Below are 12,103 nucleotides of genomic sequence, written 5' to 3'. Positions count from 1 at the left end.
CGGTGAACGGCGCTACCACACCGCGGGGATTTTTTAGCGATTAATCAAAGCTTTTCAAACGTATCAGGATCGGGACCCAGACGTTTTCCGCTATCGAGCTTAGCAATCAGGCTCAGCTCATCTTTATCCAATCTAAAATCAAACACCCCAAAGTTTTCTTGAATACGTTTTGGCGTGACGGATTTAGGGATCACAATTAATCCTGAATCCAAGTGCCAGCGAATAACAATCTGAGCAGGGGTTTTCTCATACTTTTTCGCCAGCTTATGAATGATTTCAGTATCAAAAACGCCTTCACCACCCTGCGCTAGCGGGCTCCAAGACTCAGTGGCAATGTGATGGGTGGCATTCCACGCGTGCATGGTTTTTTGCTGCATCAAAGGATGGAGCTCAATTTGGTTCACGGTGGGTGAAACGCCCGTTTCATCGATTAGGCGCTGTAGGTGCGGGATGTTAAAATTACATACGCCAATGCTTTTAATCAGTCCCTGTTTTTTCAATTCAATCAGCGATTTCCACGCGGTAACGTATTTATCCTGTGCGGGAGCGGGCCAATGAATCAGATACAGGTCTATGTAATCTAACCGCAGCTTTTTTAGGCTTTCTTCCAGCGCCTTAGCCGCATTATCTTGGTCTGTGTTCCATAATTTAGTGGTGATGAAAAGCTCATCGCGAGCAATTGACGAGTTTGCTAACGCTTTGCCGACGCCTTCTTCGTTAGCATAAATGGCCGCAGTATCGATTGAGCGATACCCTGTCTCTAACGCCGTTTCGATAGCGGTGATGACCTGCTCATTCGAAGCCTGCCATACGCCTAAACCGAGCTGTGGCATGGTATTCCCGTCGCTCAGTTTGATAATAGGTTGTGTGGACATCGTTTTCTCCTTCAGTTGGATAGGCTAAACAGAAGCTCCATCCGATCCATACCCGCCATATTTCAAGCAGCATTTTTGTTGGCTGCGCTCAACTTGCCGCCTCAATGCAGCTCAAATTATTTTGGCTATGATGAAACATATCCTTTAAGCCTAGTCCAAAAAGATCGGTATGGACGAAGTAATTGGCTATAGCTTTATGGTCTGCGACAAGGTTATTGTGTTGTTAAAGATATTTTTACACCCCCGTGATTTCAAGGAGAGCACCCGTGTTTCAGCATGTAGACGCCTATGCAGGCGATCCGATTCTCTCGCTGATGGATACCTACAAACAGGATCCTCGAGCCGATAAAGTTAACCTCAGTATCGGTCTGTACTATGACGAAAAGGGAACTATTCCTCAGTTGAAAGCCGTTGCTGCTGCGGAAGAGATCCTAAATGCTCGCGAGGGTGCTGCGTCGTTGTATCTGCCGATGGAAGGATTAGCGCCATACCGTAGCGCGATCCAGAGCCTATTGTTTGGTGATACACATCCAATGGTTGCTCAAAAGCGTATTGCTACGGTGCAAACTATCGGTGGTTCCGGTGCGCTGAAAGTTGGGGCCGACTTTTTAAAGCATTATTTCCCTGATTCTGAGGTGTGGGTCAGCGATCCAACGTGGGAAAACCATATTGCGATCTTCTCGGGTGCGGGCTTCAAAGTGCATCAGTATCCCTATTTCGACCCTGAAACGCTGGGTGTGAATTTTGATGCGATGCTTAACACGCTAAATCAGCTGCCTGCACGCAGCATCGTGTTAATGCACCCTTGCTGTCACAACCCTACGGGCTCAGATCTCACCAATGCGCAATGGGATCGCGTGATTGAAATCGCGAAAGCGCGTGAGCTTATTCCATTCCTCGATATCGCTTATCAAGGCTTTGGGGCGGGAATGGAAGAGGACGCCTATGCTATACGCGCTATGGCTCAGGCAGAGTTGCCATGCCTCGTGAGTAATTCGTTTTCGAAAATTTTCTCTCTCTATGGTGAACGCGTTGGCGGGTTATCCGTGGTGTGTGAAAGCGAAGAAGCAGCAAGCCGAGTATTAGGCCAGTTAAAAGCGACCGTGCGCCGCATTTACTCCAGCCCACCTAACTTTGGGGCTCAGGTTGTGGCAACGGTGCTAAACGATCCGAAGCTTAAAGCCTTATGGCTGGAAGAAGTTGAAAGTATGCGTCTGCGTATCATTGCAATGCGCCGCACGCTGGTGGACGGCTTAAAAACCGTGTTGCCACAGCGCAACTTTGACTATCTGATGTCGCAGCGCGGCATGTTTAGTTATACCGGCCTCAGTGCTCAGCAGGTTGAACGGCTGCGTGAAGAGTTTGGCGTATATCTGATCGCCAGCGGCCGCATGTGCGTAGCGGGAATGAATCACGCCAATGCGCAGCGGGTTGCTCAGTCATTCGCTGCCGTTTAATCCTTATCGTTAATGAAGCTCTCGATATTCTCGGGAGCTTTTTTTATTTCTCATCTCCAATAGTTTTCCACTGAAAACAGCTACACCAACTGTGAGACAGATCTCGTTGGAACTGAAAGGGCACATGCTGATGAATCACTCAAAATCGATAATGAGTGTCTATGCAAACAAAAGTTAGCGCATTACGGGAAAATTCCTATCTCTATGATTTTAAATATTTATTAAAAGAACTAAATTCTGCATTATTTTTAATGATTTGTTTTTGTGGTTATTAGGTTTAAATCGAGAGATTGATAGCTTGATATTGCTCACAAAATAATGAATGAAAACACATTCATCTTAATTACGATCGCCTTCCCAATTCCTTCTTAAACTTCTAAATCCCACTTTACTGTTTTTCAATGGCGGCTTAAAACAAACGCATGTTTAAAAACAAACAAGTGTCCAATATGACTAGCCGAGAAAAGCAGATATTGCAGCTTCTGAGACGTGATCCTTTGATCCCACAGCAGGAAATTGCCGATGTTTTAGGTATTAGCCGCTCTGGTGTAGCAGGACATATTATGAACTTAATGAAGAAAGGATATATAAAAGGAAAAGGATACATATTGTCTGAGCACAGCTATGTTGTCACCGTAGGCTCTACGAATATGGATGTATGCGGATACTCAGCCTCTAAATTAGTTTATGAAGATTCCAACCCAGGGAAAATAAAATGTACTCCAGGCGGTGTCGGGAGAAATATAGCGCAAAATATTGCCTTATTAGGGCGGGAGTGCCATCTGATTTCCGTAGTAGGAGATGATTTTTACGGTGATACTTTATTAGAGCAGGCAAAGTTAGCCGGTGTTCATATTGATAGTTTCCATAAACTGCATGGTGAAAGCACGTCAACCTATGTCTCTTTATTAGATGAAAGTGGTGAAATGCTGGTCGCTATTAATGATATGCGAATTTTAGAAAAACTGACGCCCGCATTATTGGCAATGTCAAAAGATCTTATTCAGCATGCCGGTGTATTAATTGTTGACTGCAACCTTACCGAAGATGCTTTGGCATGGCTATTTAGCCACGCCGGCAGTGTTCCAATATTTGTTGATACCGTATCTGCATTTAAAGCACCCAAGATCCGAAATTGGCTATCACATATTCATACGTTGAAACCTAACCGTCTTGAGGCCGAGATCCTCAGCGGGATGACGATTACTAGCCCTAAAGATGCGCCTAAGGCGGCTAAATGGTTCCATGACCAAGGCGTGCAGCGAATTGCGCTTAGCATGGGAGCGGCCGGTGTTTTTTACAGTGAAATTGATGGGCAAAGCGGGTGGTCGAGTCCTCTGCCGGTGAACATCGTCAATGTGACCGGGGCTGGTGATGCCATGATGGCTGGGCTGGCTAGCTGTTGGCTTGAAGACATGACGCTTGCCGAAAGTATCCGTTTTGCGCAGGGATGTTCCGCGTTAACCCTTTCCTCTGAATTTACTAATAACCCTAATCTGTCGAATGGCAGTGTTCAAAAACTGTTGGAACTACAATCATGAAAAATAACGTTATGACCAATGAGTATCTGGATATTTCGCCGGAAGTTGCTGAGGCATTAGCCAATAATCGCCCTGTTGTGGCTTTAGAATCTACCATTATTTCTCATGGTATGCCTTACCCACAAAATGCCGAAACGGCGTTGGCGGTTGAGCAGCAAATCCGTGAAAATGGCGCAGTACCTGCGACGATTGCGATTATTAATGGCCGTATGAAAGCAGGCTTATCCCGCGAAGAGATTGAGCTGCTCGGCAAAGAAGGTCACAACGTGGCGAAAGTGAGCCGTCGTGACTTGCCATTCATCGTTGCAGCAGGCAAAAACGGTGCTACTACCGTGGCCTCGACCATGATTATTGCTGAAATGGCCGGTATTCATGTCTTTGCCACTGGCGGTATTGGTGGTGTTCACCGCGGTGCTGAACAAACATTTGATATTTCTGCTGATTTACAAGAACTGGCAAAAACCAACGTGGCCGTGATTTGTGCCGGGGCAAAATCGATTCTGGATTTAGGGTTGACCACGGAATATCTTGAGACGCACGGTGTACCGTTGATTGGCTATCAAACTCAGGTTTTACCCGCATTTTTCTGCCGTACTAGCCCATTCTCCGTCAGCATTCAATTGGATGAGCCAGAGCAGATAGCGAAGGCGATGGCGACCAAGTGGCAGTCTGGTTTGGACGGTGGAATGGTGATTGCTAACCCGATCCCTGAACAATTCGCGATGCCTGAAGCTAAAATCAACGCGGCGATTGAGCAAGCGGTTCAGGAGTCGGTTGAACAGGGGGTTCATGGGAAAGATAGCACACCATTCCTGCTGGCAAGAGTCGCGGAACTCACAGGAGGGGATAGCCTGCATTCCAATATCCAATTGGTATTTAATAATGCAAAACTAGCCGCTCAGATTGCATGTTGCTACCAGGAGACCGCAGCATAAAAATAGCGTTACTCCTTAAGTTTTATCCTGATATTAACAACTAAATAAAACGCCAACCTGAAAGGTGGATGGGCTTTTACGCTTATCCTCTTTCAGGTATATATCCATCATACTTCAAGCTGCATTTTTGTTGGCCAGCTCGTGCACCCGAATTACTTACTTGAGTAAGCTCATCGGGATTTACTTACTTGCCGCCTCAATGCAACTCGAATTATTTTGGATATGGCTGCATATATCGAAGGGACGGATTTATGGACTTATTACGCAGCTTGTTGGGTATTGGTATACTCCTTTTAATCGCTTTTGTATTTTCTAATAATCGAAGAAAAATTAAAATAAGAACGGTTGGTGCGGCACTTTTATTACAGGTTGTTTTGGGTGCAGTGATGCTTTATGTCCCTGCTGGAAAATGGTTGGTCAACGCTATTGCGAGTGGGGTTAATAAGGTTATTTCATACAGCGATGCGGGTAGTTCATTTATTTTTGGTGGCCTAGTTGGCCCAAAAATGAATGTGTTATTTGACGGTGCTGGTTTTGTTTTCGCATTCCATGTATTACCCGCAATTATTTTTATTACTTCGCTGATCTCGATTCTTTATTATATCGGCGTGATGGGCTGGGTTATTAATATTCTTGGTTATGTGTTCCAGAAAATGATGCGAGTGAGCAAAGTAGAGGCGTTTGCAGCGGTCACCACGATATTTCTCGGGCAAAACGAACTTCCGGCGGTGCTCAAACCATTTATTAGCAAAATGAACCGCAACGAACTTTTTACGGTAATTTGCAGCGGAATGGCGTCAATTGCGGGTTCCATGCTGGTGGGCTATGCGGGGTTAGGTGTGCCCATCGAGTACTTGCTAGCTGCGTCGTTGATGGCGATCCCCGGCGGGATCTTATTTGCGCGTATGCTTAGCCCCGCCACAGAGGAGTCTCAGGTTGAGTTTAGCCAGATGTCATTCAGCGATAAGCGCCCCGCGAGTGTTATTGAAGCGGCGGCGAGCGGTGCAATGCTAGGTCTGAAGATCGCCGTTGGCGTGGCGACGGTGGTGATGGCGTTTGTTGCGTTAATTGCGTTGATCAACGGCATCATTGGTGGCGTCGGTGGGTTGTTTGGTTGGTCAGGTGTCAGCTTGGAAAGCCTGTTGGGTTATATCTTCTCTCCGTTGGCATACATCATGGGCGTGAGCTGGGATAACTCTGCACTGGCTGGTGGTTTAATAGGACAGAAACTGGCCATTAACGAGTTTGTCGCGTACGTGAATTTCTCTCCCTATCTCAAGGATGCTGCGGGTGCTTTAGATCCAAAAACCATTGCCGTTATCTCTTTTGCTCTCTGTGGTTTCGCCAACTTTGGATCAATTGCGGTGGTAGTGGGTGCCTTTAGCGCTGTTGCTCCAGAGCGTGCATCGGACATTGCACGCCTAGGATTACGCGCTTTGCTTGCGGCAACTCTTTCCAACTTGATGAGCGCAACGATTGCAGGTTTGTTCATCGGGCTTGGGGCATTAGCGATAGTTTCATAATGAAAAAAGACACACGGTTACTGCTTTGTCTTGCGCTAAGCACCGGTATTTTATCCGGTGTTTGGGCATGGCTAGCCGAGCAGTTAGCACTCATGAGCTGGATTGGCTTTTTAGGCTGCACAACCTATTTTGCTATTCCCAGCAAAGGGCTGCTGGGTTTATGTCGTGGCCTAGCGGCTAATGTGAGTGGGGCAAGCTGGGCTGCCATTGCAATGGCTCTGACGGCCTCGACAGGCGTTAGCTACGCAGCAGCGACGACGGGGGCGATATCCTTCATGATGTGTGCTCAATCCCGACTGCGCGTGCTTTGCTTTGTGCCCGGCAGTTTTATCGGTGCCTGTGCGCTATTTGGCTCGCAGTCCGAGTGGTTATCGGTGGTTTTGGCGCTGTGCCTAGGAGGAATATTCGGTTTCCTGATGCAAAGCAGCGGAGCATGGATGGCAAACCAATGGAAGATAAATATAACTAATTAATATTAAACAAATTAATTAATTTTTTAGCCCATGTATCAAAAATACATGGGTTTTTTTGCGCGAGTTTTCATGCCGAGGAAAATTGACTGCTGCAAACTATCTGTCCGGGGCGTAGGCTAACGAGGTCTTTACATAACTTTTGATGCTCAAAAGTTGCCGACTATTGTACAAAGAATATACTAGTTAAGGACGTCTGAAGATGTGGTATCAGCACACTATTGTTTTGCATGCAAAGCCGCGTGGTTTCCATCTGGTCACCGATGAAATTATCGAGAAACTCCCACAGTTAGCCTCTGTCGAGGTAGGGATATTGCATCTGCTGCTGCAGCACACCTCCGCGTCGTTAACCCTCAACGAAAACTGTGATCCCACTGTCCGTTACGATATGGAGCAACACTTCATGCGAACGGTCCCCGAAGATGCTCCCTATGAGCACGACTATGAAGGCGATGATGATATGCCTGCGCATATTAAGTCTTCGCTGTTAGGGGCTTCCTTAACGTTACCGATATGTCGGGGAAAGCTACAGTTGGGAACCTGGCAGGGGATATGGTTTGGTGAACACCGCGTGCACGGCGGTACGCGCCGGATCGTCGCAACTATACAAGGGGATATTGTTCATGAATAATTCGGCATTTTTGCAATACTGCATGGCTAAACCGGGGGCAGAGCAAAGCGTCCAAAATCGTTGGCGAGCAAATCAGGTTAAAGTAGGCGGCGTGATGTTTGCGATGGTCGACCATGTAGAAGGTCGTCCTGCCGTAGCGCTTAAAATGAGCTGTGAGCAGGCAGCGCAACTGCGCAGCGAACATAAAGATATTGTTCCAAGTCCTAACCTGAATAAAGCGCATTGGAGTACGATTTTCCTCGACGGTACCCTCAATGATTCTTTGCTCTATAAACTGGTTGATGGCTCTTATTCTTTAGCGCTTAACCATGTCGGTGAGCAAACCCGCCAAGGGCTGTAATCTCTCTTTAATATGTAAGCAGATAGCGAATGCCAAAATATAAAACGCCCCGATGATCGTTCTCATCGGGGCGCATTAATTTTCGGCTTGTAACGGTACTCTATTTTTTAATAAGTAACGGTTTCAAGAATCTAGCAGTATGTGATTGCTCACACTCAGCCACAGTTTCCGGTGTCCCTGATACCAGAATCTGACCACCGCCACCGCCGCCTTCTGGTCCTAAGTCGACGATCCAGTCAGCTGTTTTTATCACGTCCAAGTTATGCTCAATTACCACGATGGTGTTGCCCTGATCGCGCAATTGATGCAATACCGCCAGCAGTTGCTGAATATCAGCGAAATGCAGGCCGGTGGTTGGTTCATCCAGAATATACAGGGTTTGGCCGGTCCCGCGCTTGGAGAGCTCGCGAGACAGCTTCACGCGCTGCGCTTCGCCGCCAGATAGCGTGGTTGCTGACTGACCTAAGCGAATATAGGATAGACCAACATCGATCAGCGTTTGCAGCTTACGCGCCAGCGCAGGGACTGCATCGAAGAACTCACGCGCCTCTTCGATCGTCATATCCAGCACTTCGTGGATGCTCTTGCCTTTGTATTTAATCTCCAGCGTTTCACGGTTATAACGCTTACCTTTGCATTGATCGCAAGGTACGTAGATATCCGGCAAGAAATGCATTTCAACCTTGATAACCCCATCGCCCTGACAGGCTTCACAGCGTCCGCCTTTAACGTTAAAGCTAAAACGCCCAGGGTTATAGCCGCGCGCGCGTGATTCAGGAACACCTGCAAACAGCTCGCGTACTGGCGTAAAGATACCGGTGTAGGTTGCTGGGTTTGATCGTGGCGTACGGCCAATTGGGCTTTGGTCAATATCGATAACTTTATCGAAATGTTCCATTCCTTCCACCGCGCGATAAGGCGCCGGTTCCGCGAGCGTTGCACCGTTTAGCTGGGTTTGCGCAATCGGGAACAGGGTGTCGTTAATCAGCGTGGATTTACCGGAGCCAGAAACACCGGTGATACAGGTGAAAAGCCCCACAGGCAGCGTTAGCGTAACGTCCTTCAGGTTATTTCCGCTGGCACCGATCAGCTTAAGTACTTTGGTGGCATCGGCAGGAACGCGTTCCGCAGGCACCGCGATTTCACGTTTACCGCTAAGGAACTGGCCGGTGAGGGATTCAGGCACCGCCATGATCTCATCCACCGAGCCTTGAGCAACGACTTCGCCGCCGTGCACGCCCGCACCTGGGCCGATATCAATCACGTAATCGGCTGCGCGAATGGCGTCTTCATCGTGCTCCACCACAATCACGGTGTTACCCAGATTGCGCAGGTGGATCAAGGTTTCCAGAAGTCGCTCGTTATCACGCTGATGTAAGCCGATTGAAGGCTCATCCAGCACGTACATCACCCCAACCAGACCTGCGCCGATCTGACTTGCCAAGCGAATACGCTGCGCCTCACCGCCGGAAAGCGTTTCGGCAGAACGGGACAAGCTCAAGTAGTTCAGGCCTACGTTAACCAAGAACTTCAGTCGGTCGCCGATTTCCTTCAGGATTTTTTCGGCAATCTGCGCACGCTGGCCCTGCAGTTTCAGATCGCGGAAGAACGTCAGAGCATCACCAATGCTAAGATCTGAAATCACAGGCAGCGTGGTGTTCTCAACAAACACATGACGTGCTTCTTCACGTAGACGAGTGCCGTGGCACGATGCGCATGAACGGTTGCTGATGAATTTCGATAGCTCTTCGCGTACCGCAGAAGATTCTGTTTCTTTGTAGCGGCGCTCCATATTGTGCAACACGCCTTCGAACGGATGGTTGCGCACCGTAATGTCGCCACGGTCGTTGATATATTTAAACTCAATCGACTCTTTGCCGGAGCCATACAGCACGGCTTTCTGCGTTTTAGCATCCAAACTACCGAACGGCGCTTCCACATCAAAATGATAATGGTCTGCTAACGATTTCAGCATTTGGAAATAGTAGAAGTTACGACGATCCCAGCCGCGAATTGCGCCGCCGGCCAGTGATAGCTCGGCGTTTTGCACCACGCGATCGGGATCGAAATATTGTTGTACGCCCAAGCCATCACAGGTTGGGCAAGCCCCTGCTGGATTGTTGAATGAGAACAAACGTGGTTCAAGCTCACGCATGCTGTAGCCACAAATTGGGCAGGCAAAGTTTGCAGAGAACAACAGCTCAGGCGCTTTAGCGTCATCCATATCGGCAACAATCGCGCTGCCGCCAGACAGCTCTAGCGCGGTTTCAAAGGATTCCGCTAAGCGTTGTGCCATGTCATCGCGTACTTTGAAACGATCGACCACCACTTCGATGCTGTGTTTTTTCTGAAGCTCCAGCTTGGGAGGATCGGAAAGATCGCACACCTCGCCGTCGATGCGAGCGCGGATATAGCCTTGTGCCGCCAGATTTTCCAGCGTTTTAGTATGCTCACCTTTGCGATCTTTGACGATCGGTGCCAGCAACATCAGACGCTTACCTTCCGGCTGCGTCAGCACGTTATCAACCATTTGGCTGACGGTTTGTGCGGCTAAGGGAACATCATGATCCGGGCAGCGTGGCTCACCAACGCGGGCAAACAGCAGACGCAGATAGTCATGGATTTCAGTGATTGTCCCCACGGTTGAACGCGGGTTATGTGAGGTAGATTTCTGCTCAATGGAAATTGCCGGAGACAGACCCTCAATGTGGTCAACGTCTGGCTTTTCCATCAAAGAAAGAAACTGACGCGCATAGGCAGACAACGATTCGACATACCGGCGCTGGCCTTCAGCGTACAGCGTATCAAACGCCAGAGAGGACTTGCCTGAGCCTGATAGACCGGTCACAACAATCAGCTTGTCGCGAGGAATGATCAGATTAATATTTTTCAGGTTGTGGGTGCGAGCACCCCGTATTTCTATTTTATCCATTAACGACTTCCCGGATGAAGAACCCATCTCATTAGGCTTACCTACCGCTGTTTGCTGATAAATCGTACACAGCGGGCAACAGCGGAGTACCTATTGGGATAGGCTCTGGATAATCTTGGTCTGCGTAGCGTACTCGGTCGCTTAAAATACGCTAAGACCAGTAACGGCGCGGCCTGCTGCGATATTTGGCGAGTTTAGTAGTACACAACGATGCTTGAAACGATCAATTATGGCACAATAAAACCTGAATGAATATCCAGTATATGAATGCAAAATTGTTCTATGCTTAAACAATTAAGGAATCCACTTCACAGAAGCGAACAGTGATGCTGTTAGGGCTCTGGCGTGATAGAATTAACGGTTTAGACTACGCGCTATAATTATTTTTAGTGTGTACAAATTTACTTCATCAGGAGAATCGAAATGGCCAGCAGAGGCGTTAACAAAGTGATTCTTGTCGGGAATCTGGGTCAAGATCCAGAAGTCCGTTATATGCCGAATGGTGGTGCTGTAGCCAATATTACTCTGGCCACCTCCGAGACTTGGCGCGACAAGCAAACCGGCGAACAGAAAGAAAAAACCGAATGGCACCGTGTAGTGTTGTTTGGCAAGCTGGCAGAGGTTGCAGGTGAATATCTGCGCAAAGGTTCTCAGGTTTACATCGAAGGTGCTTTGCAGACCCGTAAGTGGACCGATCAGGCTGGCGTTGAAAAATACACCACTGAAATCGTCGTAAACGTTGGCGGCACCATGCAAATGCTGGGTGGACGTCAAGGCGGCGGCGCTCCTATGGGCGGCGGTCAGGCACAAGGGCAGCAGGGCGGTTGGGGTCAGCCTCAGCAGCCACAGGGCAATCAGTTTAGCGGCGGTTCTCAGCCAGCGGCTCGCCCACAGAATGCGCCGGCAGCTCAGCCACCAAGCAATGAACCTCCAATGGATTTCGATGACGATATTCCATTCTGATTTCTGTTAAAGAAATCAGCTCATAGCCCTGCATTGCGGGGCTTTTTTTTGAGTGGAAATCGAGAATGAAATATATCTCGGGTTTGGTTTTAGGGTGAAGGCAATGATTAGACGTATTTCATGGATCGCCGGTGCAGGCTCATGGCTGCTACCGCTGGTATTGCTACTGTGGCAATGGATGGCAGAAGGGCAGCATCAGGCAACGGTATCGCCAGAAGCTTATAATGCATGGAAGATGTCAGTGCTGTTTGCCGATTTTAGCTTTGCAGGTGCTCTGTCTTTGCTGGCAGTGTTGCTGGGGGCTATGGCGCTAGCTAAAACGAAAGAGGATGAGGTTTTGCATCCGGGCAAGCGCATGCTGGAATTACTGGTTTTAGCTCTGCCGATGATGCTCTGCCTGTTCATTATGGGGATGTTGTTGGTTCACGGTTAACAC

General features: G+C 48.3%; 11 protein-coding genes. 9 read left to right on the top strand and 2 right to left on the bottom strand.

Features of this window, described 5'->3' with window-relative positions; genetic code table 11:
• Positions 1 to 44 precede the first annotated feature (44 nt).
• Positions 45 to 875 carry a 2,5-didehydrogluconate reductase DkgA gene (dkgA, locus tag BN1044_RS20525; RefSeq protein WP_072310228.1) on the bottom strand — a complete coding sequence of 277 codons (831 nt, stop codon included), beginning with the start codon at positions 873 to 875 and terminating at the stop codon, positions 45 to 47.
• Positions 876 to 1,141: 266 nt separating this feature from the next.
• Between dkgA and BN1044_RS20520 the strand changes: the two genes are divergently transcribed.
• The 7 genes from BN1044_RS20520 to BN1044_RS20490 all read left to right on the top strand — a co-directional run bounded on the left by BN1044_RS20520 (position 1,142) and on the right by BN1044_RS20490 (position 7,772).
• Entirely contained in the window at positions 1,142 to 2,332 is a 1,191-nt protein-coding gene (locus BN1044_RS20520; protein WP_072310227.1) for an amino acid aminotransferase, read from the top strand.
• Between the two features lie 422 nt (positions 2,333 to 2,754).
• A complete protein-coding gene (locus tag BN1044_RS20515) occupies positions 2,755 to 3,873 on the top strand; it encodes a PfkB family carbohydrate kinase (protein ID WP_072310226.1) in 1,119 nt (372 codons plus the stop codon).
• A complete protein-coding gene (locus tag BN1044_RS20510; protein ID WP_072310225.1) occupies positions 3,870 to 4,808 on the top strand; it encodes a pseudouridine-5'-phosphate glycosidase in 939 nt (312 codons plus the stop codon). The genes BN1044_RS20515 and BN1044_RS20510 overlap by 4 nt, the downstream gene beginning before the upstream one ends.
• A gap of 251 nt (positions 4,809 to 5,059) precedes the next feature.
• A complete protein-coding gene (locus BN1044_RS20505; protein WP_072310224.1) occupies positions 5,060 to 6,331 on the top strand; it encodes a NupC/NupG family nucleoside CNT transporter in 1,272 nt (423 codons plus the stop codon).
• Positions 6,331 to 6,804 (top strand): DUF1097 domain-containing protein, encoded by a 474-nt coding sequence (locus BN1044_RS20500; protein WP_072310223.1) that lies wholly within the window; start codon positions 6,331 to 6,333, stop codon positions 6,802 to 6,804. The genes BN1044_RS20505 and BN1044_RS20500 overlap by 1 nt, the downstream gene beginning before the upstream one ends.
• 199 nt (positions 6,805 to 7,003) lie before the next feature.
• Entirely contained in the window at positions 7,004 to 7,432 is a 429-nt protein-coding gene (locus tag BN1044_RS20495) for a secondary thiamine-phosphate synthase enzyme YjbQ (RefSeq protein WP_025798547.1), read from the top strand.
• Positions 7,425 to 7,772, top strand: a complete 348-nt coding sequence (locus BN1044_RS20490) for an MmcQ/YjbR family DNA-binding protein (protein WP_004097014.1) — start codon at positions 7,425 to 7,427, stop codon at positions 7,770 to 7,772. Before BN1044_RS20495 ends, BN1044_RS20490 begins: the two co-directional genes overlap by 8 nt.
• A 100-nt stretch (positions 7,773 to 7,872) precedes the next feature.
• On the opposite strand, the gene uvrA is transcribed toward BN1044_RS20490, so the two are convergent.
• Positions 7,873 to 10,704 (bottom strand): excinuclease ABC subunit UvrA, encoded by a 2,832-nt coding sequence (uvrA, locus tag BN1044_RS20485; protein ID WP_072310222.1) that lies wholly within the window; start codon positions 10,702 to 10,704, stop codon positions 7,873 to 7,875.
• A gap of 423 nt (positions 10,705 to 11,127) precedes the next feature.
• On the opposite strand from uvrA, the gene ssb1 reads away from it, so the two are divergent.
• Positions 11,128 to 11,667, top strand: coding sequence for a single-stranded DNA-binding protein SSB1 (ssb1, locus tag BN1044_RS20480; protein WP_072310221.1), 540 nt, complete (start codon positions 11,128 to 11,130; stop codon positions 11,665 to 11,667).
• 103 nt (positions 11,668 to 11,770) lie between these two features.
• Positions 11,771 to 12,100, top strand: a complete 330-nt coding sequence (locus BN1044_RS20475; RefSeq protein ID WP_046359512.1) for a hypothetical protein — start codon at positions 11,771 to 11,773, stop codon at positions 12,098 to 12,100.
• The last annotated feature ends 3 nt before the right edge of the window (positions 12,101 to 12,103 follow it).

The sequence above is a fragment of the Hafnia alvei genome, assembly GCF_900095695.1.
GTDB lineage: Bacteria > Pseudomonadota > Gammaproteobacteria > Enterobacterales > Enterobacteriaceae > Hafnia > Hafnia alvei_B.
Note: the sequence above shows the minus strand (reverse complement) of the source record. Positions and strands in the feature narration are given on the sequence as shown.